Here is a 24,017-nt window from a genome sequence, read left to right on the forward strand (position 1 = left end):
CGCCTCAGCTGCCCGCCGGGGTGGCGAGGCCGGCGTCGAAGAGCGCGTTCGCGACCTTCTCCAGCAGCCGCCAGTCCTCCTCGAGGGGGCGCCGCAGCGACGGATTCTCGAGAACGGTGTCCAGTACGACGTACTCCGCGCCGAGGTCCGCAAGATCCGCCACGTCGTCCAGGATCTGCGACATGGTGCCCTCGCCGGTCAGCCGTTCGGCGTCGTCGCGCCGGGTGGCGCCCGGGTTGGCCCTGATCCGTACGGCCAGCATCGGCACGTCACGTCCGGCGGCGTCGGCTTCCGCCCGCAGGCCGGGCATGCCCTTCGTACGCAGCCAGCCCGGGCGCGGGTTGATCGGGTGCCAGGCGTCGCCGTAGGTCACCGCCCGCCGCAGGCCGGCCCGGCTGGAGCCGCCCACCCAGATCGGCGGGTGCGGCCGGCGTACCGGCGGAGGGCCGGTGTACACGTCGCGGAAGGACACGAACTCGCCCTCGTACGTGGCGCGTTCGGATGTCCAGAGCGCCTTGACAGCGGCCAGGTACTCGTCGGTGACGTCGCCCCGGCGCTTGAACGGCGGCGCGTTCAGTGCGGCGAACTCCGGCGCCGACCAGCCCACGCCGACCCCGAGCACGACCCGCCCCCTGCTGAACTGGTCGATCGCGGTCGTCATCCGCGCTGTCAACAGCGGGTTGCGGTAGGGCGCGACGGCCACGGAGGTGCCGAGCTCCAGATGCTCGGTGACCCCGGCCAGCCAGGCCATCGCGGTGAACGGCTCGTAGAACGGCTCGGGGTACAGGTCGGCGACGTCCTGGGTGACCGCCGCGTGGTCGGAGATCATCGCCAGGGAGAAGCCTGCCCGCTCGGCGAACCGTGCCCAGCCGAGCAGGGCGTCCGGGCCCGCGCCCGCGCCGAAGTTGATGACGTTGACGCCGAGCTTCACCGGCCCTCACCTTTCGACGCGACCACTGCCAGGTAGCGCTCGAACGGTTCCCGCGCTCCCGGCGTCGGCTGGTGCTCGACTGTCTCCGGCGCGGCGTCGCGCAGGATTCCCTGCAGGCGGGTGAGGTCCGGGCGCGGCGTACCGTCGAAGTCGGGGACGTACTCCTTCGGTGCGGCGTACACGATCCGGGCCGCGCCGGCCACCAGCGCCGCCGTGTGGCACATCGCGCATGGCTCACAGCTGGACACGACGACCGCTCCGGCGAGGTTGCCGTCGCCGAGCTTTCGGCAGGCGTCGCGCACCGCCTCGACCTCGGCGTGCGCGATCGGGTCGGAGTCGCGGCCGGCGGTGTTGACGCCGGTGCCGAGCACCTGGCCGTCGCGGACCACCACGGCGGCGAACGGCAGTTGACCCGCTTCCGCGTTCGCCGTGGCCAGGTCGAGCGCCTGGCGCAGATAGGGGAGCAGGTCGTCGTCCGTGCCGTGCTGGGGTCGGCCGGGGTCGGGGGACTGGTTCGGGGAGGCCGGTGTCGTCGTCATGAGCCCAGACGCTAAACCGTGACGTCGGCGTGAGGGTCAAGGCTTGATCGGAGCTACGCTCTCCCGCATGCGCATCGGTGAGTTGTCCAGGCGAAGCGGGGTCAGCGTGCGCGCGCTGCGCTACTACGAGGAGCAGGGCCTGCTGGCGTCGCGGCGTTGCCCGAACGGCTACCGGGAGTACGACGAGTCGGCCGTCGCGCGGGTCGGCCAGATCCAGTTGCTGTACTCCGCGGGCCTGTGCAGTTCGAAGATCGTCGAGCTGCTGCCGTGCGTCCGGTCCGACGGTGAACGCGTGATCCCCTCCGCCGGCCTGGTGGGCGACCTGCAGGTGGAACGCGCCCGCATCCTGCGCCAGATAGAGGAGATGGCCGCGTCGCTGCACGTCCTGGACGGCGTGATCGCCGCGGCCGAGCCGAGCGAGTCCCCGGCTGTCCCGGCCTCCTCTGGCTGACTCCTCGGCGTGACACGATGGAAAGAGGCCGGTCGCCTGCCCGTGCCGCCGATCGGGTGATTCGCTCCGGATGCCGGGTCCGCGCCGGACGACGTACGACGACGTACACAGCGCGGCGAGGGGGAGTCATGGGAGCAAGCCACTGGATGTTCGAGCCGGGGCACACCGGTGCGGAGTTCACCGCGAGGCACATGATGGTCACCTATGTGCGGGGACAGTTCAAGGACGTGCACGGCTCGCTCGTCGTCGACCCGGAGCACCTCGACCGTACGCGGATCGAGGCGACGATCGACGCCACCAAGGTCTACACCGGTGAGCCGACGAGGGACGCGCACCTGCGCAGCGCGGACTTCTTCGACGTCGAGCACCACCCGACCTGGACGTTCGTCGGCGGGGAGGTCGAACGCATCGGCGCCTCGGCGTTCGAGGTGACCGGCGACCTCACGATCCGCGGTGTGACCCGGCCGGTCACCTTGCACGTCAGCTACCTCGGCCAGTGGGACACGCCGTGGTGGGAGGAAGGGCGTGACCTCGGACCGCGGCGCAGGGCCGGGTTCGTGGGGCGTACGAGCATCAACCGGCACGACTTCGGCGTCAGCTGGAACGACTCCGTCGACCGGGGCGGTGTGGTGGTGAGTGACCTGGTGGACGTCACCGTGGACGTCGAGGCGGTGCTCCAGCCCGAGCTCGCCGGCGTCTGAGTCCGTGGCGCCGCTCGTCGGCCGCCGGTTGGCGACCGGTTGGCGGCCCGGCGCCGAAACGCCAATGACCGTTGGTGTCCGAACGTCGTGCGACGCCGGCGGCATGCCGGCCTACGTGATCTCCGAGGTCGACATCGTCGACGATGCCGCCGCCGGCTGCCCTTCGTCGAGGGTGTGGAGAGGCCTGTGATCGACTAGCCTGCGGGCCATGCCGACATCGATGCCTTACGTCGTCGCGATCGACGCGGGCGGAACGCAGACCAGGGTCGGCTGTTTCGCCCTCGACGGAGCGCTGCTGGCCCGTCAGGTCGGAGCAGGTGGGTCGCCCTCCCACAACCACACCGCCGCCGCGAACGTCTGCTCGACGATCGCTGCCGCGGTGACCGGTGGCAGGCTCGCGGTCGAGGATGCTGTCGCGATGACGGCGGGCGTGGCCGGCTATCCCATCGACGGCGAGGTGAGCTGGATCGGCACGTTCTTCGAGGATGCCGCCCTGACCTGTCCGCAGCAGGTGGTCAACGACGCGGTGATCGCCCACCGAGGTGCACTCGCCGGAGCGCCGGGGATCATCGTCGTGGCCGGCACCGGTTCGATGATCGCGGCCGTCACCGTGGACGGCACGGTGATCGAGAGTGGGCGGTTCCAGCACTACGCGGGCGGAGCACGGCACCTGGTCTTCGACGTGATGCACCGCGTTCTGCTCGGCGACCACGCCGACGGCGATCGGAAGCTGATCGAGACGGTGCTGGCCTGGTGGGAAGCCTGCGATGTCGCGGACCTGCGGCGGATCGTCCTCGGTCTTGGCGGCCTGGACCACAACGACGTGAAGCGCCGCTACGGCGGTCTGGCGCCGGCGATCACCGCCGCCGCGGACGACTCTCCGCTCGCCGATGCGGCGGTGACGCGTCTGGCCGAGAAGACCGCGTCCGGCGTACGGCTGCTGGCTCCGTTGGTCAGCGATGTCGACGTGCCCTTGGCGTTGGCGGGCGCATTGGCGACCGCCCCCAAGTTCGTCGACCGGATCAGCTGCCTCCTGGCCGCCGGATCCGCGCCGACCGTCAGCATCGCCGGCGCGGCGCTCGATCCGCTCGGCGGTGCTGCACTGATGGCGTTGCAGTCCGTCGGCGTACCGGTCACATCCCAGCTCCTCAGCCGACTCCAGGCCTCGACCGTCCGCTGATCCGGGTGGGCTGTGCCCGACCGGCATGCGTGGGTGTGCCGAGCCGACGGCAGCTTCTCCGGTAGGCGTCACCGGGCCGGGAGTGGCTTCCTCCGAACGGTGTGGCGCCAGCTTTTTGTCCACAGGTGTCGGGCCGGCGTCGCATCGGGATCTCCTTGTGGACAACGATCATGATGGCGGCGCCGGCCGGTAGGCTTCGAACATGCATTCGACAGAGCAGGATCTTCCCGGTGCAGGCGGCGGTGGTGCGGTCGCCCGGTTGAGGGCTGCGTTGGCGGCGAGCGTGTCGGGTTGGACGAGGCCCTGGCGACGCCGACCACGTTCGTGGAGGGGGTGAGTTGGGGGAGCTGATCGGTGAGCTGGCGGTGGAGAAGGCCCGGGTCGATGCGCTCACTCTCTGCTGGGTTCGCCAGGCCGAGGCGCGCGAGGTGGGGAAGGCGACCGGTGCGGCGACCACGGCTGTGTGGCTGCGGACCGCGCAGCGGATGTCGAAGAACGATGCTTCCGCGGCGGTGGTGCTGGCGCGGGACCTGGACCGTACGGTGACGTTGACTGCCGCCGCTCTTGCGCGGGGTGAGGTGTCGTTTCGGCATGCGCAGGTGATCGCCGCCGCGATCAAGGACCTGCCCCGATGGATCGGCCTGGAACAGCGGGTGCAGGGTGAGGAGTACCTGATCGAGGAGTCGCGGCGGCGTAGCCCTGACGATGTGCGGCTGCTGGGGCGGCATCTGCTGCTGGTGCTCGCCCCGGAGGAGTGGGAACGGCGGCTGGGTGAGGAACTCGACGCCGCCGAACGCGCCGCCGAACGCAGACGCTCCCTGAAATACCTGGCGAACGGGATCCCGGGGTCCGAAACCATGATCGTCAAGCTGCCGGTGCTGGAGATGGAAGCTCTCCGCAAGATCATCGAGGCGCTGATCGCGGCCGACAACGGTCCCGAACCGGACGAGCGGCCGCTGGACCAAAAACGGGGGGACGCGTTCGCCGAACTCGTGGCCAGGATGGCCGAGTGGCAGGCGTCGCCGAACCGTGGCCGTGGACGCGACTGCGTGACCGTCACGATCGGCCTGGACCAGCTCCTACAAGGCACCGGGTTCGGCACCATCGACGACACCACCCCCGTCCGTCCATGCCCTGCGGCTGCCAGACCACCGACGCCACACGACAGGCCGAGCGCAGGAAGTGCAGGCCCGGCGAGGGTGCCGCTGGCAGTGGGGGCGGGAAGCCCACAGCGGGGTCCAAGGGGAGGCCCGTCGCGGCCGGGGCGGTCAGGTCCACGGACTCCATGCCCGGCCGGAACACTCAACTGGACAAGGAGAAACGACGAGCCGAGCCACCTGACCCGGCTGGGTTCGCGGAGCGGATACCCGGACCACGAGAACCCCGGCAGCACCCACAACCGAACACCGCAACCGGAACGGGTCCAAGCCCCGACGCCGAACCGGCAGCAGATCCCGAACCCGAAGATTGGGAGCTCGAGCCGGAAGACGACGCCGACACAGACGCTGGACCCGAATCAGAGAAGGGGGCGGCGGGGCCGGACGCTGCCAACGACTCCAACAACCAACTCGATCTCCACGACGGCTGCACCAAGTGCGGCGGCGGAGGGTCGGCCCGGATCCTCCGCCTGCGCGGAGAACCGCTCTCGGTGGCGACGATCCGGCGGATGGCGTGCGACGCGAACATCATCCCCGTCGTCCTCGGCGGCAACGGCGAAATCCTCGACATCGGCATGGCCGACCGGTTCTTCACCGAACCACAACGCCGCGCCCTCGCCATCCGCGACGGGTCCCACTGCCACTTCCCCGGCTGCCACGTCCCCGAACGCCGCTGCATCGCCCACCACATCACCGCCTGGGAAGACTTCGGCCCCACCGACCTCGCCAACGGAGTACTGCTCTGCAAAACCCACCACACCTACGTCCACCACAAAGGCTGGCAAGTGCGCATGGGCAACCACGGCCACCCCGAATACACCCCACCCGAATGGGTGGACCCGCAACAGAAAGTACGCCGACCGTGAGGCCCCGAAGACTGGTTCCAAACTGTCAAGGTTGCCTTGACGGTCGGGGAGCGATATGCCCTGTGGCCCTACGCCGAGCAGCGAGACGCCGTGCGGTCAGCCGCGTACAAGGCGAAGACCGCGTCGTCGTGAACGCCCTCGCGGCCTTCCTGCAGGCCCGGCGAGGTGAACTCGCGGACGAACCGCATGCCGATGCGTTCCATCACTGCGCGCGACCGCTGGTTGTGCCGTTCGGTGAATGCCACCACCTCGTCGGCGCCGAGCTGGTCGAACGCGAACGTCAGCCCGGCCCGGCCGATCTCGCTCGCGTACCCATGCCCCCAGAAACGGTCCCGGAGGTTCCAGCCCAGCTCGAGACACTCCGCGCCGTCGACGACCGCGCGGGACAACCCGCCCCGCCCGATCAGCTCGTCGCGGCGGGCAGGCCCACTGTCGGCCCGCGCGTAGGCGACCCACTTGTGCACTCCGTCGCGTTCCCACGCCGCGCCCCACTCGGCTGCGTTCGCCTGCGCGGTCTCCATGGTCCACCGGCCGGCGTGCCATTCCGCGAGCGCTGCGTCCTGGTGCATCGTCCACAGATCCCCGGCATGCTCGGGGCCGACGGGTTCGAGCCGCAGGCGGTCGGTGAACCTCGTACGAATGGCCTTGGCCACCACGTCGCGCAGCCGCCGGTCGCCGTCGGTGCGGTCGACCATCATGAGATCGAGGTCGGCTGGTCCCACCCAGGCATACGCGTCGTGCTTGCCCTCCTCCAGCCGGGGAGCGGTGAGGTCGCCGTCCACATCGACGAGGTAGTCGAGTTCTCGGCGTACTACACCCTCGTGGGACCACTCCCAGTCGGCGACCACCGCCTCGACACTGCGCAGGCGCCAGCCGGTCTCCTCCTCGACCTCCCGGGCCAGCGCCTCCTCGGGCGTCTCGCCGGCCTCGACGTGGCCGCCCACAACGTCCCAGATCCCGGGCAGCAGCCGGCGGTCGGGGCTCCGGCGCTGGGCGTAGACCCGGTGCTGGGAGTCGCGGATCAGGGCACCGACGCAGGCAGGTTCACGCATCCCGCAAGGCTATCCAGCCATCGGCCGGCGAACGCAAGTCACGACTTCGTCGGCGCGTGTCATCCGGGCGCCTACCGCGTGGGCAGGGGACGCGGCCGCAGCCCGCCGGCACACGACGCGGAGGGCGACTGGTCGCGGCCTACGACGACGGACTGCCCGAGGTCGTTGTAGCCGGTACGCGAGTTCCACACGCCGGTGTTGGCGAGCTGGATCGCGTACGCCGCGTGGTAGCTGGTGTCGGTGCCTGGGAGCAGCGCCTGCGACCGCAGCCGCGCTTCGGGTGCGGGCAGGTCGAGGGACAGGGCGTACCTGCCCGGCGGGAGGCCGGCGCAGACCCGGGCGTTCACCTCGATCGACGTGCCGGGCTCCCAGCGGCGCGGGTCGACCGCCAACGGCACCTCGTACGACCGGTGTTCGCCGGTGAGAATCAGCCGGACCGAGCGCGGGTTGTACGGCGCGGCGAAACCGTCGTTGCGCAAGCCGAGGTTGACAGTGAACGATCGGCCCGGGCGTACGCCGTCGGCGAAGCTGCCCGTGGCGAGCCGCAGCCGATAGCCGAGCCGCTGCCGGGCCTCCTCGAGGTTCGCGCCCCAGCTGCCCAGCACGTTCTTGTTGTAGTCGGAGTTGAGGTAGCTGTAGTGGTAGCGCGCCATCTCCGCCTCGGCGCTCGGCCACTCCGAACGCGGCGGGTCGACGTTGCAGGTCTCACCGCCGACCGGGACGAACCTCGATTCCTGGGCGAGGTACTCCTGGTCCAGCGTGATCGGGTCGGACAGGAAGGTGCCGAAGTCGTCCGGGCTGGCGAGGAAGCAGTCGTTGTGGTGCCCGATGCGCGCGACCGGCGTGCCCGAGTACGCCTCCGCAGGCGGGAGTGCACCCTCCTTGCCGGTGGGCCGATCGACGGTCTTCTGCTTCATCAGCATCGTGCGCACCTGGACGGTGCGGGTGGTCGGCAACGCGCGCAGCAGGGCGAGGAACACCTCGCGCCGGTTGGCCCAGTCCTGCGGCGTGACGTTCTCCGGGTGGAGCGGGTCCGCGACGAAGTGGTCGGTGTAGTAGCCCTCGCCCCACAGTCCGATGAAGCCGGCCTGCACGGTGGCGATCACGTCCGCGTTCGCCCGCAGGACCGGCGTGAGCTGCGCGACGTGGCGCAGGACACGTTCCTTCGGAGCGTCACCGTACGGCGGCTGGTAGGGCCAGTCGTCCTTCGGCTGCGCGTACGCGAACCGCACGATCACCTTCACGCCGGCGGAGCGGGCGGTGGCGAAGTCGGCGCCGACGCGGGACAGGTACGCCTGGTCGATCGTGTCGGTGCCGGCGAACTTCTCCAGGTAGAAGACCCGCAGGATCTGGGTGACGTGCTCGCGTTCCCGCCAGCCGCGCAGAGTGGCCGGGTCCAGCGCCTCGTACCCCGAACCGTCGGCGCGGAAATGCGTCTCGGTGTGGTGGTAGAAGCCGCGCTCGGGGTTCGCGATGTTCTGGGTGCTCGCCGCGTAGGTCCGCTCGGTGCGGTTCCCCTCGGCGGAGGTGGCGGCGCGCGTGGCCGTCGACGACCCTATGGCGGATGACCCGGTGGCGAAGGACCCGGCTGCGGATGACGCGAACGCGGGCAGCGCGGGTAGCAGAGCCAGGCCGCACACGAGCGCGACGGTTGCGGACAGTCTCCTCGGCACGTGTACCTCCTGCGAGGTGCTTGCCGTCGCCGGCAGGTTCCCGGCGGCGGCAACAGCGGGTTGGGTGGGTACGGCCGAAGTCGATCAACTGCGGCTGACTCCGCACGCTACCCACGCGCCTGGGGTGATGACGGCGAGCGCGTGCGCATTGGCCACAACCGGCTCCGCCACGCTTGCTCACCCGTACGAGGGGAAGGCCTTCGCGTCCGCGCTCTTTCCAAGATCACGGGTGGCGCGAGACGATCACGCGAGCGCCGCGGCGGGGGAGTGTGTCTGTCGCCGGTGCTTCGGCGCGGACGTACGTCGCCGGTCACGCGCCGTGCCGGTCGGTCGGCACGGCATGAGGAGGACAGCATGGGGTTCCCACCCGTTCGAACGCGAACGGCGGTGAGCGCGCTCGCGAGCATGGTCGTCGCCGGGTTGGTCGCCGCTGCCGGGCCGGCCACCGCCGCCGTCGCGCCGGCCACCGCGGCTGCGACGACCGGCACGGCGGCCACCGCGCCGGTCGCGTCCACCGAGGTCGCGCACGCGCGCTCTGCCCAGACAACGGCGGAGACCTCCGCGGACACCTCGCGGGGGACGCCGGTCGACCTGGGCGCGCTGTTCGTCGGCGCGCACCCCGACGACGAGGCCGGTGCCCTGTCCACGTTCGGTCAGTGGGGAGAGGACAACGACGTACGCACCGGGGTCATCACGGTCACCCGGGGCGAGGGCGGCGGCAACGCGGTCGGCCCGGAGGAGGGCCCCGCACTCGGGCTGATCCGGGAGGCCGAGGAACGCCGCGCGGTCGGCAAGGCCGGCATCGCCGACGTGTTCAACCTGGACAAGGTCGACTTCTTCTACACAGTGTCGGCGCCGCTGACCGAGCGGTTGTGGGACCAGCAGGACGCGCTGGCGAAGGTCGTCCGGATCGTCCGCCAGACCCGGCCGGAGATCCTGGTCACGATGGACCCCGCGCCCTCGCCCGGTAACCACGGCAACCACCAGGAGGCGGCCCGGCTGGCGATCGCCGCCTACTACGCCGCCGCCGACCCGAAGATGTTTCCCGACCAGATCACGAAGGAGAAGCTGCAGCCGTTCGCGCCGGCGAAGGTGCTGCTGAGCCGGGCGCGCGGCACCGGCCCGACAGGGCCGTCGTGTGTGAACACCTTCACTCCGGTCGACCCGTCCCAGGACATCTACGGCGTCTTCTCCGGCAACGTCTCGCGCGAGCAGGGTCGCACCTGGGCCGCGATCGAGCGCGACGCCCAGCGCGAGTACGCCTCGCAGGGCTGGGCGGGCTTCCCCGACGCCCCCTCCGACCCGGCGCAGCTGGGCTGCGACCGGTTCACCCAGGTGGCCTCGCGGGTTCCGTACCCGAAGATGGGTACGGAACCCGCGGCCGAGCCGGACGCGATCCTCGACGGTGCGCTGACCCGGCCCGACGGCACCGTCCCGCTGGGCACGCAGCTGAGGGTGGACAGCGACTTCGACGTACGCCCGGGCAAGCCCACAACCGTGCAGGTGCACGTGACGGCGCCGCGCGGTGCGGACCTCGGCCGGTCGTCGGTGACGCTGCACGCACCGGACGGCTGGCGGGTCGAGGGCGACGGTGCGCTCGGGCGGGTTCGGCCCGGCGGCTCGGCCACGGCGACCTTCACGGTGACCCCGCCGGCGACCCAGCCCGAGGGTGACCCGGTCAGCGAGCGATCCCGGATCGAGGCGTTCCTCACCACCGGGGCAGGCACCGGGTACTCCGCGACACGGGTCCAGCTGACCCCGGACGTCGCGACGCAGCAGCAGCTCCTGCCGCAGGTCTCCTCGTTCGAGGCGTGGGCCCGGCAGGTCGGCGTACCCCAACTGCGCGGATTCGTCGTCCCGGTCCTCACCATCCCGTCCGGTGGCGAGCGGGCGATCGACTACACGGTCACGAACAACTCCGACACCGCCCGGTCCGGCACCGTCAGGCTGAACCTGCCGGACGGGTTCGCCGCGGACTCGGCCGAGAAGCCGTTCACCGGCCTGGCCGCGGGCGCCACCGCGAAGGTGACGTTCACGGTTCGGAACACCGACGTGTCGCTGCCCACCTCCAACGCGGGCGGCACCAAGGGCGCGGCGCCCGGCGACTACGCCTACACCGTCACCACCAGAACCGACGACGGAGCCACCTCGGTGAGCAGTCCCGCGCTGGAGCTCGTGCCGGCGACCACGGTCGAACCGGCCGCGGCCGCGCCCACCGTGGACGGCAAGGTGAGCGACGGTGAATACCCCGGCGAGGCGCTGGACATCTCCCGGCTGTGGGAGGGCTCGCCGTGTGACTCCGCGGCCGACTGCTCGGGTACGGCGCACGTGACCCGTGCGGGCGACACGATCTACGTGGCTGTGGAAGTACGCGACGACACCGCTGGCACGCCGCTGGCGACCAGCGACTGCAAGCGGCACTGGCGTACCGACAGCGTCGAGATCGCGCTGGACCCCCGCGGCACCAGCGAGAACACCGCGTCGACGTTCAAGCTGGGCGTGCTGCCCTTCACCGCGGAAGGTCCGGCGTGCGCGCTGCGCGATGCCGACAACCATCAGGGCCCGATCGCGCAGACCGCCCCGGGCGTGAGGTTCGCGAGTACGGTCAGCTCGCCGTACACCGGATACACCGTGGAGGCCGCGATCCCGCTGGCCGAGCTCCCCGCCTCGGTCGACCCGGACAAGCTCGGGCTGAACATCCTCGTCTACGACTCCGACACCCAGGACAAGACCGGCCAGACGCGGATCGGCTGGTCCACCTGGGGTGGCGTGCAGGGCGACCCCTACCGCTGGGGCCTCGCCCGGCTGACCGGCTACCAGCCGCCCGCAGACCGGCCGACCGCAGACCCGGTGGTGCCCGACACCGCGCTGCGCAGCGTCGAATCGCCGCAGACGGTCGAGCAGTCGGTCCGGGTCAACGTGCCGCTGTCGGGCGGTACGGCCGCACCACTCGGTGACAGCGGTTGGCTGGTCGGTGCCCGGTGGAGCAGGGGTGTCCTGACCGCCGATCTGGACAGCGCCGGGGCCGGCGAGGCGCACGTGTTCGTCGTGGACGACAAGGGCACGGCCGGCAGCGCGGTCGTCTCCGTCGACGGCGCCGGGCGCACCGCGGTGAAGGTTCCGCTGGACCGGGCGTTGGCCGGGCACCCGCGGGTGCTGGCCGGCTGGGAGGCGACGTCGGGTGCCGGCACGCTCGCGTCGAGGATCCCGCTGCGGAAGTAGCTCGCAACTGATTCCGCCGACGGCGTAGCACGATCGCCGTCGGCGGAATCGGCTGGCGCACCCCCCGGGGGATCGGCCAGGCTTCCCAGATCCGCGGCTGTGCGGACCGGCGCTCGTGCCGGTCCGCCCGAACGACGCGGATCGACGAGGAGGAGGCCCGATGCGGATCCTGGTCCTGGGCGGAACGGTGTTCCTGTCCGCGGCGGTGGCCGCCGAGGCGGTGGCGCGTGGCCACGAGGTGACCTGCGCCGCCCGCGGCAGCAGCGGCGAGCCGCCGGCCGGAACGTCGTTCGTCCGCGTCGACCGCGACGACCCCGACGGGCTGGCCCCGCTGGCCGGCCGGGAGTTCGACGCGGTGGTCGACGTCGCCCGGCTGCCCAGCCAGGTTCGGCAGGCGGTGGCCGCGCTCGGCGGCGGCGTACGCCACTGGACGTTCGTCTCCTCGATCAGCGTCTACAGCGACAACTCCACGCCGGGGCAGAGTCCGCACACCGGGCCGTTGCACGACCCGCTGTCCGCCGACGCCGACGAGCGCGACGTGGAGAACTACGGCTCGGCGAAGGTCTCCTGCGAGCAGGCTGTGCTCGCCGCGCTCGGCGACCGGGCCAACGTGGTGCGTGCCGGGCTGATCGTCGGCCCGGGTGACCAGAGTGACCGGTTCACCTACTGGCCGCTCCGGCTGGCGCGCGGAGGTGAGGTGCTCGCGCCGGGTGCACCCGAGGAGCCGGTGCAGGTGATCGACGTACGCGACCTCGCGGCCTGGATCGTCCGGTCCGCGGAGACCGGTGTGGTGGGCGTCTTCGACGCCACCGGCCCGACGGTGGGGCGCGGCGAGTTCCTGGACCGGGTCGCGGCCGGAGTCGGCGACGCCGACGCGCGGATCGGTGCGGCTGCCGGAGGGGTCGCTGCGGTGGACCCCGCCGAAGCGGGTGCGAAGCCGAACCTGACGTGGGTGGACCAGGAGTTCCTCGCGGCGCAGAAGGTCAACCCGTGGGCGGGTCCGCGGTCGCTGCCGGTCTGGCTGCCGCTTCCGGAGTACGCCGGGATGCTCGACCACGACGTCAGCGCGACGCTGGCCGCCGGGCTGGCGGTGCGCGACCTCGCCCAGACCGCACGCGACACCCTGGTCTGGGCCCGGGAGACCGGCCGCGACCGGGCCGACCCGGCCGACCTGCATGCCGGACTGACCGCGGCGGAGGAGGCCGAGGTTCTCGCTGCCTGGCATCGGCGCTGAGGCAGCCCCACGTACCTGACCAGCCTGGCGTCCTACGCCCACACAACCTAGGCTTTCCCCATGAACTGGCCTCGTTGAGCTTCCAGCCGGTCCCGTCGCCGCGCGGCGGGCCACGCTGACCCGCCGGCCGACCGGGCTCGCAGGGTCGGCCGGTTGTTCGTCGCCTTCTCCGGGCTGGACGACGCGATCTTCCTGTACCCGCTGTACGCACTGCTGTTCGCCGACAGTGGGCTCTCCACCGGCGAGATCTCGGTCCTGCTCAGCCTGTGGGCAGGTGCGGCGTTCGTTCTCGAGGTGCCGTCCGGCGTGCTCGCGGACCGGTTGTCGCGACGCCACCTGCTCGCCGTCGGTGCGGTGCTGCGCGCCGCCGGGTTCGCCCTGTGGATCTGCCTGCCGTCGTTCCCGGCCTTCGCGGTCGGCTTCCTGCTGTGGTCCGCGCAGGGTGCGCTCAAGTCCGGCACCCTGCAGGCGCTGGTGTACGACGAACTCGCCGCGGTCGGCGCCGCGTGCACCTACGACCGGCTGCTCGGCCGGGCCGCGGCCGCGGAGGGCGCCGCCGGACTGGCCGCCACCGCGCTGGCGGCCCCGTTCTTCGCGTTCGGTGGCTACCAGGTGGTGGGGTGGGCCTCGGTGGCGATGGGGCTGGCGCAGGTGCCGGTGGCGCTGGCATTCCCCGGCGTACCCCGCACCGGCGTGGAGTCCGAGCCGACCGGGATACGCGTGTACGTCGCGACGTTGCGGGCGGGGGTGGCCGAGGCGGTCCGCGACAGGGCCGTACGACGGCTCACGTTGCTGACCGGGCTGTTGCCCGGGCTGGTCGCCTTCGACGAGTACCTCCCGCTGCTGGCCCGGGCGGTCGGCGTCCCCGACCTGTACGTGCCGCTGCTGATGGTCGTGCCCGGGCTGGCGATGGTGGCGGCGGCGGCGCTGGTCGCCGCCCGGCGGTGGCGGTACGCCGTCGCTCCGGTCGCGCTGGCCGTGGCCGGCTTCCTCGTCGGTGCCGGGGCGGCCGCCACGTCCACGATCGGAGTGGTCGCGATCGGGGTCGGCATCGGCGCCTTCCACCTGGCGAGGCTGCTGCTCGACGCACGTCTCCAGCACGCCATCAGCGGGCCGGCACGGGCCACTGTGACGTCGCTGTCCGGCGTGCTGTCCGAGGGGGCGGCGCTGGCGGTCTTCGCGGCGTTCGGAGCCGGCTCGGTGTGGCTGCCGATGGGCTGGCTGTTCGCCGCCGACGGTCTGCTGGTGGCGTTGGGTGCGGCGTACGTGACCGCGGATGTCGTACGCCGGAGGCGGGCGCGTGACCCGGCACCGGTCAGGCGGAACCCTCGCCGTACTCGCCCTCGTCGATCCCGCCGTCCCCTTGGCCGACTCCGGCGGCGCGCGGGCGAAGGTCCCACGCGGTGACGTCGACCACCTGATCCGCACGGGTGATCCCGGCGGCCACCAGGTCGGCGTTGCACTGGTCGGAGCCGGTGGCGAACGCCTGCGCCACCGCCGGGGACCTGCCGAACGCCTTGTGCCGGCGGATCAGCCGGTCCATCCGGACGTCGTGCTCGGTGACCACGAACCAGCACGCGTCCAGCAGCGCGCGCACCTGTCGCCACGGCTCGTCGGTGAGCAACAGGTAGTTGCCCTCGGTCACCACCAGCGGGGTGCCCGGATGCACCGGGATCGATCCCGCCACAGGCTCCTCCAGTACCCGGGAGAACGCCGGCGCGTAGACGGTGCCCTCGGCCGTATCCCGCAGCCGCCGGAGCAGGGCGAGGTAACCCGCGGCGTCGAAGGTGTCCGGTGCGCCCTTGCGGCCGGCCCGTCCGAGCCGGTCGAGTTCGGCCTGGGCAAGGTGGAAGCCGTCCATGGGTACGTAGACCGCGGCCGGCGCGAGGTCGGCGACCAGGCGTTCGGCCAGGGTGGACTTACCGGCGCCGGGCGCGCCGACGATGCCGAGGACGCGCCGCCGTCCGGTAGAGGCGAGTGTGCGTGCCTGCGCCAGGAGTTCGGCGTACGTCATCGCACCGACCTGCGCAACCGCCACACTGTGACGCGTCCGTCGACCGGACCGCCGGCACCGGGCGTGACCCGCAGGGTCCACGGTGGCGGCGACTGCGGGTAGAAGCGGAAGGTGAGCGTCTGGTCCGCCGCGAACAGCTCACCCACCGACCCGTCCACGAGAAGGCGGAACCGGACGCTCGCCCGCCCCTGGGCCCCGGTTTCCTCGGCGTCCTCGTCGCCGGCGGCCGCCACCGCGTCCGTGATCGTGAAGGTGCCCCGGTGCGACCTCGGGTCCCGGCTCGCCAGGTCCCGGTCGACGGCCACTGTGCCCGCCCGCCAGTCGACGAGCAGGTCCAGGTGCTCGGGCTCACCGGCGCCGTCGGCGCCGGAGGTCACCAGCCGCACGCGGGTGGCGTCGCGGTCGGTGCCGGACGCGGTGAGCGCGAGGTCCAGCTCGAACTGGGCGGGCACGTCCACCACGTCCACCACGTCCACCGAGGAGCCGTCCTCCAGCGGGCCCTCGACGCAGCCGACAGCGCCGTCGCGAAGCGCGGCCAGTTCGGCCGGCGGATGCCAGCGGGGCTCACCCGCGCCGGTCACGGTGAGGACGCGGGGCAGGGTGAGCATCCCGGACCAGTCGGCCTCCACCGAGGCGACGGTCTCACGCCCCTCGGTGACCCAGCCCCACACCAGCACCCGGCCACTCGGGTCGCGCATCACCGACGGGGCGTAGAAGTTCGGGCCCTGGTCGGCGCGCACCGCGGGCCCCGGGTCGGCGAGCCGGTCGGCCTGGTCGCGACCGCTGATCGCGAGCACGTGGGTGATGCCCTGGTGGCTGTCCCACGCGCCGACGAGGAGTACGCCCCACTCGCCGAGCGCGGCGTACTGCGGGCACTCCCACATCATCCCGGTGTCGTGGTCGGTGCCCTCGCCGGTACGCCGCCGGCTCGCGAACGGCCCGACGTAACTCCATCGCGTCAGATCGCTCGACTCGTACAGCCTGGCCTGCCCGAGTGCGCCGCCGTCGGCATCGTCTCCCGCGAGCCCGGCGCCGACGATCATGCACCAGCGGCCGTGGTGCCACCACACGAACGGATCCCGGAACTGCACCGGCGACTCCGAGGCGTCCGGCGGATCGACCATCGGGACCGATCCGGTGAACTCGAACCCGTCGGCCGACTCCGCCCTCCGCACGGGCTGGAAGGGGTTCGCCGGGTCGAACGCCGAGTAGAACGCGTACAGCCGGTCGTCGGCCGGCACAGTGTTGCCCGACCAGCAACCTCCCTCGTCCGGCGTACCGGGGGAGGGCGTGAGCGCGGGGCGGTGCAGCGTCCAGGTCACGAGGTCGGAGCTGGTCGCGTGGCCCCAGTGCACCGGCCCGGTGCGGGGGGTGTCGAAGACCTGCTGGAAGTAGAGGTGGAAGACGCCGCGGTAGTGGACCGGGCCGTTCGGGTCGTTGACGTAGCCATCCACCGACCGCACGTGGAAGTGCGGCGCGTGGTGGTCGTTGGGTAGTGCGGGCACCGCGCCAACGATGGTGCTGCGGGATCACCGCGGTCAACCGGCCGTCCGGCACGTGAGGTCCTGGCCGGGCTGCAACCGGACACTCCCCTCCCAGCGGGTCAGAGGCTCACGACCCGGCCGGAGGTGACGCTCTCGTGGACCGCGGCCACCACGGCGGTGACCGCAACGCCCTCGGCGACGGTGGGTACGCTCACCGGCTCGCCCCGCAGCAGGCAGGCGAAGTCGCGGGCGATCTCCGCGGCCACGCCGACCAGCCGGCCGTCGCGTTCCACCGTCGTGTGGTGCAGCCACTGCAGGGACGGCCCGGCGAAGTGGACGCCCTCGTCGGATCCGTCCACCCGCACCGCGGCCCGGCTGCCGACGAGTTCGTACCGGAAGTCGAACACGCTGGGATAGGACTCGGGCAGCACCCAGTGCGACTGCAGCGCGAGGGTGGTCCCGTCGTCGAAGGTCACCAGCGCGTGTACGCCGTCGTAGGTGTCGATGCCGTCCCGGGCCAGCTCCCGTCGCAGGCCGGTCGCGAAGACCGAGCGGGGAGTACGCCCGGACAGCCACAGCGCCAGGTCGACCGTGTGCGGCATGAGGAACCACGCCGGGGTGGTCCGTGCGGCCCACGACAGCATCCGTTCCGGCACGAACCTGGTGTCGTTGAGGTGCGCGCACTGGAAGAGCACGTCGCCGACGGCGCCCTCGCTGATCTGCTGCCGTACGGCGACGAAGCGCGGGTTCCAGCGGTTCTCGAACGCCACCATCGCCGGGCCGCCGCCGGCGTCCACCGCGGCCTCGATCTCGCGGGCCTGTCCGACGTCGGTCGCCAGCGGCTTCTCCACCAGCAGGCCGATCCCCGCCCGGGCGACGGCGACCGCCGCGTCCCGGTGGGCGAAGTCCGGGGTGGCCACCACGACGCCGGTGAGGTCGTGTTCGGAAAGCAGGTCCTCGTGGCCCTCATAGGCTGCGGCGCCGAACTCGGCCGCCAGCGCGGCTCCGGCCGGCGTCGGGTCGACGACCCCCACCACGCGCACGTCCTGGAGCTGGCCGAGCGCCCGGGTGAACATCCGGCCTCGAATGCCGGCACCCACCACCCCGATGTCAAGCACCACTTGCCTCCTCCGGTCGGTGCCGTCCTGCCAGCGGAGTCTGTCGGCGCCGTCCGTCAACGCCGCCTTGTCAGACAGGGCGGGACTCGATCAGTTCGCGAGCAGCGTCGTCCGCCCCAGTCGCCGGCCGCAACCCCGGCGACCTGGATCGACCCGCATCGACCCGGTCTTGGCCGCCCCCCTCGCTCACCGAGCCGACACTCACCGAGCCAGGGATCATCGGGCCAGGGATCATCGGGCCAGGGATCATCGGGCCAGGGATCATCGGGCCAGGGATCATCGGGCCAGGGATCATCGGGCCAGGGATCACGGGGTCAGCAACTGGTAGGTGACGGTGAACAGCACCACCGCGAGGACGACACAGAACAGCAGCGTCGGTACGGTCGGCACCTCGCGTGCCGAGCGGGGCCGGGAGTGCGGCTCGCCGGTCAGGAAACGCTCGAGGTCCCGGGCGAACTCCGCCGCGGTGGCCGGACGTTTCGCCGGGTCCCAGCTCAGCGAGCGGGTGAGGAGGCGGTCGAGCGCCGCGGGCTGACCAAGGCGTGCCGCCAGGGGAGGCGGCCTGCTGTCGGCCCCACGGTCCAGTACCGCCGCCGCGGTGCGGTCCGCGAAGGCCGGCTGCCCGTTGAGCAGGTGGTAGGTGACGGCGGCCACGGCATACACGTCGGCTCGGCCGTCGAAGCCGTCGGTCTGGTGGGCCTGCTCGGGAGCCATGTAGCTCGGGGTTCCGGTCGTGACGGTGAAGCCTGAGGCTTCCGCGAGCACCTTCGCGCTGCCCAGATCGGAGACCACGAGCCGAGGTGGCGTGCAGCGGTCGTCGATCAGCAGATTGCTCGGCTTCACGTCGCGGTGGACGATGCCGGCGTCGTGGAGCACCTGGACGGCCCCGGCGGCCGCCACGCCGTACGCCAGTGCCTCCCGGGTGCTCAGCGAACCGATCCTGTCGGCGAGCGTCCCGCCTGGGATGTACTCCATCACGAAGTAGGGGCGCGCTTCCTCGTCGTCGCTCACCCCGACGTCGAAGACCCGCACCAGCCGGGGGTCGTCGACGCGGCGCAGCAGCCGCGCCTCCGCCAGGAAGCGCTCCCGTACGTCCGCGTTGTTCGCCCAGTTCTCGGCGAGCACCTTGATCGCGACGTCCGATTCGAGGGCCGGATCATCGCCCAGCCACACCGTCGCGAACGCGCCGGAGCCGAGCACGCGCCGCATGCGGTATCGCCCGACCTGCCTCATGGGGACAAGATTGTCCTATGAGCTCCTTCGCAGACCCGGTGCCGCTCCCGGAGCTGGTGGCGCGCGCACGTTCGGGCGACCGCGACGCGCTCGAGGAACTGCTCGGCGTCATCCGACCGCTGCTCCTCCGGCGCTGCTCACGATTCCTGCCGTACCTCGACGATGCCGAGGAGGCCGCCCAGGACGCGCTGGTCGCGATCGCACGGAACATCGGCGACTTCACCGGCAGCGGCTCGTTCGAGGGCTGGATCACGGTGATCGCCTCGAACAGCGCCCGGATGACCTACCGGCGCCTGCGCCGACGGGCAGCCGAGAACGGCGTCGCCGAACTCCCCGAGACGGCGGATCCGCGCACCACGAGCGTGATGGCCGGGACCAGGCTCGACGTGATGGAGGCGCTTTCGGAACTGGAGCGGAGCAAGCCTCAGGTCGTGGAGCCCTTCGTGCTGCGCGATCTCGGATCGTTGCCGTACGAGGAGATCGCGGCGATCACCGGCACCTCGCTCGCCACGGTCCGCGACCGGATCCACGTCGCACGGAAGTTCATGCGGTCCGCACTGACGACCAGGCTGTGACCGTACGCGCACGTCTTCCTCACCTCCTTTTCACAACCGGCCACCAACGAACCATGCTGCGCGCGCATCGGAACGAGTGAACGGCGGAAACAGACCGCCCAACTCCTTTCGGGGGAACGACATGAAGCTCACTCATGCGGTTGTAGCCGTGCTCGCCGCTGTGGTCACCGGCGTCGGTGGAGGCGCCGGCGCCGCCCAGATCGCGAACGCCCACGACGAGGCCGGCGTCACGTCGCGGACCTCGACCGCGAAGGCGTCGACGACGCGCAAGCCGACCGCGAAGAAGCCGACCACGACGAAGCCGACCACGACGAAGCCGACCACGAAGGCGGCGCGCGACGCCCTTTCGGAGGAGAACGTCATCCGCGAACGCCTCTACTACGACGTGACCGGACACTCGTTCACCCGGGTCGACCCGGACCCGGCGGAGAAACTGGGGCCGTGCACGGGTGACCAGACGTTCGCCGACGTCCTGCCGAGCCGGGGCGTGACGAGGATCGGCTCGGAGCTGGTCGGAGAAGCCGGCAGCGGCCGGCGCGTCGTCGAGCAGGTGGCCCAGACGCGGACCGCGCGCGAGGCGAGGGCCACGGCGGACGAGATCGTGTCCCTGGTCGACGTGTGTGACGGGATCTCCGGGGGCGACTTCGGGTACGGAGCCGCGGTCACCGTGGAGTCGGACGCGAACGTCACTTACTTCCCCGCGTACGACTCCGACACGGCCGCCGGTGGCTACATCGTCTTCTCCGTGGGCACCCGGGTCGGCGTCGTCGACGTCACCGACCACGTGACCCCGGCCGAGGTCGACCACCTGGCGAAGGAGGCCGCGAACATCGCCAGGGACTAAGGCATTTCCTGGTGCACCAGGGGCACGCGCCTTCCACCCTCCGCCGCCGGACCGGCGTACTCCTCCTCCGGGGGGATGCGCCGGCCGGCCAGGCGGACCATCCTCGGGGAATTCACGAGGAGCAGGAGGAGGGGCCGCCGTGTTCGACTACGTCATCGTCGGTGCCGGGTCCGCGGGCTGCGTACTGGCCAACAGGCTGTCGGCCGACCCGGGCGTGCGGGTGCTGCTGGTCGAGGCGGGTGGGCCCGACCGCCATCCGCTGTTCCGGGTACCGAAGGGGTTCGGGAAGCTGATGGACGACCCTCGCAAGGCCTGGCACTACCAGACCCGGCCCTTCGGCCCGCGGGCGCGACCGGAGGTGTGGCCTCGGGGGAAGGTCCTCGGCGGGTCGAGCTCGATCAACGGCCTGGTCTACAACCGGGGCGGCCGCGACGACTGGGACGACCTCGTCCGGCTCGGCAACCCCGGCTGGGGATGGGACACGATCCTCCCGATCTTCAGAGGGTTCGAGGACAACATCTTCGGCTCCTCGGCCAGCCGGGGCGCGGGCGGCCCGCTCGGCATCTCACCACCACGGACGCCCGACCCGCTCTCGGTGGAGATGGTCGAGACCGGCCGTTCGGTCGGGCTCACGCCGGTGCGGGACGTCAACGACGCCGAGGAGTCCGAGGGTGAACGCATCGGGCACACCATGGCCACCATCCGCGACGGCCGCCGGGTCAGCGCGGCCACCGCGTTCCTTCGTCCCGTACGCCATCGGCCGAACCTCACTGTGCGCACCGGCACGACGGTCACCGGCCTGGTGTTCGGCGGCGACAAGGTGGTCGGGGTACGGGCCCGGGACGCCTCAGGGGCGACGGTCGAGTTCCCGGCCGCGCGCGAGGTGGTGCTGTCCCTGGGCAGCCTGGGTACGCCCAAGCTGCTGCAGCAGTCCGGCATCGGCCCGGCCGAGGTGCTGCGCGCCGCCGGTGTCGACGTACGACTGGACCGGGAGCTGGTCGGAGCGCGGATGCGCGAGCATCGGTGCCTGCCGCTGAAGTTCCGGCTCCGTGAGAACCTCGGCACCAACCGGATGCTGTCGTCACCGGCGCGGCAGGGACTCACCGCGCTGAGATACCTGGTCCGCCGGGACGGCCCGCTCGCCACACCGGCGTACGACGTGCTCGCGTTCATGAAGAGTCGGCCCGAACTCGATCGCCCGGACGCGCAGGTGCTGATGGGGCCGTGGTCGGTGGCGACCTACCAGGCGGGGGAGGCGGTCACCGTCGAGCGGGAGCCCGGGCTGTCCGCCGTGGCGGAGATCCTCCGGCCCACCGCGGAAGGGATCGTCCGGATCACCTCGGCCGACCCGGATGCGCCGCTGGACGTGGAGCCCAACTACCTGGGGTCGGAGCACGACCGCCGGATCGCCGTGGACGTCCTCGCCCGGATGCGGGAGTTCTTCGCGCACGAACCGATCGCGGCGCGGCTGGCGACCGAGACGTTCCCGGGCCCGGGCGTCCGCACCGACGAGGACGTCATCGACACCATGCTGGACTCCGGCTACTGCGGCTACCACGCCATCGGCACCTGCGCGATGGGCCCGGCCGACACGGACGTCGTCGACTCCCGCCTCCGGGTCCGTGGAGTGGACAACCTGCGGGTCATGGACGCCTCGGTGCTGCCGGCCATGGTCTCGGGCAACCTGAACGGCCCGGTGATGGCGATGGCCTGGCACGCGGCGGACCTCATCCTCCAGCGGGCATGAGCAGTCGGGGGCGGCCGATCCGCGGTCCGGCATGGCGCGGCGACAGAGTAGGGCGGCCCGGCCAGTCGGCCGGACCGCCCCGAGGGATCCGTGCGAAGTAGCCTGCGTCAGGCGCTGATCTTCTGGCGCTCGGAGGCGCCGCTGATCTGCACCTTGCGCGGCTTGGCCTGCTCGGCGACGGGCAGCTTCACGGTCAGTACGCCGGCTTCGTAGTCGGCTTCCATCCGATCGGTGTCCAGCGTGTCGCCGAGGAACAGCTGCCTGGTGAAGGTGCCCTGCGGACGCTCGGCCACCAGCATCTCCACCTCGTCGTCTCGCGGGGCGCGCCGCTCGGCACGCACGGTGAGGACGTTGCGTTCCACGGTGAGATCGACATCCTCGACGCGTACGCCGGGAAGATCGAAGTGGACGTAGAAGGTGTCGCCCTTGCGATAGGCGTCGATGGGTACGGCTGTCGGCCGGGCCGCGGAGGACAGCAGCTGCTGGCTGAGACGGTCGAACTCCCGGAACGGGTCGGTGCGCATCAACATCGTGACTCCCGGAAAACGCTCAGAAACCTACGATCCTGATCTTTCTGATCTGTCTCGCTACAACTACCTTGAGCCTGCTCGACTCAACTAGCTCCTTATTTAGCGCGCGCCCAGGGAGTCGTCAAGCACGCCCCGCGGAGACTTCGCTCATTCGAGCTCACCGCGTCCCCACTACACTGCTCGCTGAGTTGGAGGGGAGTACTCCCACGCGGTGGCGTCGTCATCACGGCTCGTCCACGACGGGCCCGGGGCCACCGGTCCGGACATGCCGTGCCCGGGCGGAGGAGACCTCCGGCGTAGACGTCCGTCCATCGCCGGAGGTGTTGCATGCACGTGCCGTTGTGGGTGTGGGTGGTCACGGTCCTCGCGATCACCGCGATCATCGTCGCAGACCTGATCTGGGCCGACCGCCGCCCGCACACGGTGAGCATGCGCGAGGCGACGCTCTGGGTCCTGCTCTACGTCGGTCTCGCCGGCGCGTTCTGCCTGGGCCTGCTGCTCACCGCCGGGTCCCGGCCGGCCGGTGAGTTCCTCGCCGGCTACATCACCGAATACAGCCTCAGCGTGGACAACCTGTTCGTCTTCGTCATCCTGCTGTCGCGGTTCGCCGTACCCGCCGTCAGCCAGCACAAGGTGCTGCTCATCGGCATCGCGATCTCCCTGGTCCTGCGCGCGGCGTTCATCGCCGCCGGCACCGCGGCCGTGCACGCGTTCGAGTGGGTGTTCTACATCTTCGGCGCGCTGCTCATCTACACCGCGATCAAGCTGGTCATGCAGGGCGACGACGAGGAGGAGGAGGACTTCCACAACGGCCGCATCGTCCGGCTGATGCGGCGGGTGGTACCCACGTCGGGGGAGTACGACGGGTCGAGGCTGACCACCCGCGTCGACGGCCGCCGGATGTTCACCCCGATGCTGGTGGTCGTCCTCGCCATCGGCGCCGCGAACGTCGTGTTCGCGCTCGACTCGATCCCCGCCATCTTCGGCCTGACCCAGGCAGGGTTCCTGGTCTTCACCGCCAACGCGTTCGCGCTGATGGGGCTGCGCCAGCTGTACTTCCTGCTCGGCGGCCTGCTCGACCGGCTGATCTACCTCAGTTACGGCCTGGCCGTGGTCCTCGGCTTCATCGGCGTGAAGCTCGTCCTGGAGGCGATGGAGAGCGAGGGGCTGAACGACATCGGCCCGGTCCACCTGCCGCACATCGGGATCGTGGCGTCGCTGGCGTTCATCGCCGCGACACTCACCGTGACCAGCGTCGCCAGCGTGGCCGGCTCCCGGGCGCGGACCCGCGAGCCCGAGCCCGCACGCTGGAACGACTGACCGCCGGCTGAGTTCCTGGTCCCGACCGCGGCGGCCAATCCGCGCCCGCGGCTGCCTCGAACCACCTGTGGCGGGGAAGCCGCCGGGGGCGACCGCGCGGCGCGCGGGCCGGTCGAGGGGTGCGGCCCGCGCGTGCGCGCGAGCGC

20 protein-coding genes and 1 pseudogene are annotated in these 24,017 nt (G+C 71.5%); 12 read left to right on the top strand and 9 right to left on the bottom strand.

The window, feature by feature from the left end:
- Nucleotides 1-4: 4 nt before the first annotated feature.
- Together BLU27_RS13160 and BLU27_RS13165 are read right to left on the bottom strand one after the other, a co-directional pair.
- On the bottom strand, nucleotides 5-931 hold the full coding sequence (locus BLU27_RS13160) for a TIGR03619 family F420-dependent LLM class oxidoreductase (RefSeq protein ID WP_092653696.1): 927 nt from the start codon (nucleotides 929-931) through the stop codon (nucleotides 5-7).
- Nucleotides 928-1,470, bottom strand: coding sequence for a nucleoside deaminase (locus BLU27_RS13165; RefSeq protein WP_092653698.1), 543 nt, complete (start codon nucleotides 1,468-1,470; stop codon nucleotides 928-930). Before BLU27_RS13165 ends, BLU27_RS13160 begins: the two co-directional genes overlap by 4 nt.
- Before the next feature lie 67 nt (nucleotides 1,471-1,537).
- Between BLU27_RS13165 and BLU27_RS13170 the strand changes: the two genes are divergently transcribed.
- The 5 genes and pseudogenes from BLU27_RS13170 (at nucleotide 1,538) to BLU27_RS29025 (ending at nucleotide 5,825) form a co-directional block, all read left to right on the top strand.
- The gene (locus BLU27_RS13170) at nucleotides 1,538-1,921 is read left to right on the top strand and encodes a MerR family transcriptional regulator (protein WP_092653700.1); all 384 of its coding nucleotides are present in this window, start codon (nucleotides 1,538-1,540) and stop codon (nucleotides 1,919-1,921) included.
- Nucleotides 1,922-2,049: 128 nt separating this feature from the next.
- Nucleotides 2,050-2,622, top strand: a complete 573-nt coding sequence (locus BLU27_RS13175; RefSeq protein ID WP_092653702.1) for a YceI family protein — start codon at nucleotides 2,050-2,052, stop codon at nucleotides 2,620-2,622.
- Nucleotides 2,623-2,830: 208 nt separating this feature from the next.
- Entirely contained in the window at nucleotides 2,831-3,802 is a 972-nt protein-coding gene (locus tag BLU27_RS13180; protein WP_092653704.1) for a hypothetical protein, read from the top strand.
- Nucleotides 3,803-4,167: 365 nt separating this feature from the next.
- Nucleotides 4,168-4,869, top strand: a pseudogene (locus tag BLU27_RS31240) (DUF222 domain-containing protein); the annotation flags it as partial.
- A 599-nt stretch (nucleotides 4,870-5,468) separates the two neighbouring features.
- Nucleotides 5,469-5,825, top strand: coding sequence for an HNH endonuclease (locus BLU27_RS29025; protein ID WP_157728513.1), 357 nt, complete (start codon nucleotides 5,469-5,471; stop codon nucleotides 5,823-5,825).
- 68 nt (nucleotides 5,826-5,893) lie between these two features.
- On the opposite strand, the gene BLU27_RS13190 is transcribed toward BLU27_RS29025, so the two are convergent.
- Together BLU27_RS13190 and BLU27_RS13195 are read right to left on the bottom strand one after the other, a co-directional pair.
- Entirely contained in the window at nucleotides 5,894-6,877 is a 984-nt protein-coding gene (locus BLU27_RS13190; protein ID WP_092653708.1) for a GNAT family N-acetyltransferase, read from the bottom strand.
- Between the two features lie 71 nt (nucleotides 6,878-6,948).
- Nucleotides 6,949-8,550 carry a DUF4832 domain-containing protein gene (locus tag BLU27_RS13195; RefSeq protein ID WP_241827946.1) on the bottom strand — a complete coding sequence of 534 codons (1,602 nt, stop codon included), beginning with the start codon at nucleotides 8,548-8,550 and terminating at the stop codon, nucleotides 6,949-6,951.
- 354 nt (nucleotides 8,551-8,904) lie between these two features.
- Here BLU27_RS13195 and BLU27_RS13200 point away from each other — a divergent pair, with 354 nt between their 5' ends.
- From BLU27_RS13200 to BLU27_RS13210, 3 genes are all read left to right on the top strand, one after another.
- Complete coding sequence (locus BLU27_RS13200; RefSeq protein WP_241827947.1) at nucleotides 8,905-11,772, top strand: sugar-binding protein; 2,868 nt, start codon at nucleotides 8,905-8,907, stop codon at nucleotides 11,770-11,772.
- A 160-nt stretch (nucleotides 11,773-11,932) separates the two neighbouring features.
- Nucleotides 11,933-13,006, top strand: a complete 1,074-nt coding sequence (locus BLU27_RS13205) for an NAD-dependent epimerase/dehydratase family protein (RefSeq protein ID WP_092653712.1) — start codon at nucleotides 11,933-11,935, stop codon at nucleotides 13,004-13,006.
- A gap of 153 nt (nucleotides 13,007-13,159) precedes the next feature.
- Nucleotides 13,160-14,413: an MFS transporter gene (locus BLU27_RS13210; RefSeq protein WP_092653714.1), complete on the top strand. Its 1,254-nt coding sequence runs from the start codon at nucleotides 13,160-13,162 to the stop codon at nucleotides 14,411-14,413.
- Here the strand turns inward: BLU27_RS13210 and BLU27_RS13215 are convergent.
- The 4 genes from BLU27_RS13215 to BLU27_RS13230 form a co-directional block, all read right to left on the bottom strand.
- Complete coding sequence (locus tag BLU27_RS13215) at nucleotides 14,322-15,044, bottom strand: nucleoside/nucleotide kinase family protein (RefSeq protein WP_241827948.1); 723 nt, start codon at nucleotides 15,042-15,044, stop codon at nucleotides 14,322-14,324. The two genes, BLU27_RS13210 and BLU27_RS13215, sit on opposite strands and share 92 nt — an antisense overlap.
- Nucleotides 15,017-16,525, bottom strand: coding sequence for a glycoside hydrolase family 32 protein (locus tag BLU27_RS13220; protein ID WP_157728514.1), 1,509 nt, complete (start codon nucleotides 16,523-16,525; stop codon nucleotides 15,017-15,019). Before BLU27_RS13220 ends, BLU27_RS13215 begins: the two co-directional genes overlap by 28 nt.
- 98 nt (nucleotides 16,526-16,623) lie before the next feature.
- Nucleotides 16,624-17,622: a Gfo/Idh/MocA family protein gene (locus BLU27_RS13225; RefSeq protein ID WP_157728515.1), complete on the bottom strand. Its 999-nt coding sequence runs from the start codon at nucleotides 17,620-17,622 to the stop codon at nucleotides 16,624-16,626.
- Between the two features lie 306 nt (nucleotides 17,623-17,928).
- Nucleotides 17,929-18,855, bottom strand: a complete 927-nt coding sequence (locus BLU27_RS13230) for a serine/threonine-protein kinase (protein WP_092653720.1) — start codon at nucleotides 18,853-18,855, stop codon at nucleotides 17,929-17,931.
- 17 nt (nucleotides 18,856-18,872) lie between these two features.
- Here BLU27_RS13230 and BLU27_RS13235 point away from each other — a divergent pair, with 17 nt between their 5' ends.
- The 3 genes from BLU27_RS13235 (at nucleotide 18,873) to BLU27_RS13245 (ending at nucleotide 22,021) form a co-directional block, all read left to right on the top strand.
- Nucleotides 18,873-19,430, top strand: a complete 558-nt coding sequence (locus BLU27_RS13235; RefSeq protein ID WP_092653722.1) for an RNA polymerase sigma factor — start codon at nucleotides 18,873-18,875, stop codon at nucleotides 19,428-19,430.
- A 121-nt stretch (nucleotides 19,431-19,551) separates the two neighbouring features.
- The gene (locus tag BLU27_RS13240) at nucleotides 19,552-20,274 is read left to right on the top strand and encodes a hypothetical protein (protein ID WP_092653724.1); all 723 of its coding nucleotides are present in this window, start codon (nucleotides 19,552-19,554) and stop codon (nucleotides 20,272-20,274) included.
- 139 nt (nucleotides 20,275-20,413) lie between these two features.
- Nucleotides 20,414-22,021, top strand: a complete 1,608-nt coding sequence (locus tag BLU27_RS13245) for a GMC family oxidoreductase (protein WP_092653726.1) — start codon at nucleotides 20,414-20,416, stop codon at nucleotides 22,019-22,021.
- A gap of 107 nt (nucleotides 22,022-22,128) precedes the next feature.
- On the opposite strand, the gene BLU27_RS13250 is transcribed toward BLU27_RS13245, so the two are convergent.
- Complete coding sequence (locus tag BLU27_RS13250) at nucleotides 22,129-22,551, bottom strand: Hsp20/alpha crystallin family protein (RefSeq protein WP_092653728.1); 423 nt, start codon at nucleotides 22,549-22,551, stop codon at nucleotides 22,129-22,131.
- 327 nt (nucleotides 22,552-22,878) lie between these two features.
- Here BLU27_RS13250 and BLU27_RS13255 point away from each other — a divergent pair, with 327 nt between their 5' ends.
- A complete protein-coding gene (locus tag BLU27_RS13255) occupies nucleotides 22,879-23,871 on the top strand; it encodes a TerC/Alx family metal homeostasis membrane protein (protein WP_092653730.1) in 993 nt (330 codons plus the stop codon).
- The last annotated feature ends 146 nt before the right edge of the window (nucleotides 23,872-24,017 follow it).

Source organism: Actinopolymorpha singaporensis (genome assembly GCF_900104745.1).
GTDB classification, from domain to species: domain Bacteria; phylum Actinomycetota; class Actinomycetes; order Propionibacteriales; family Actinopolymorphaceae; genus Actinopolymorpha; species Actinopolymorpha singaporensis.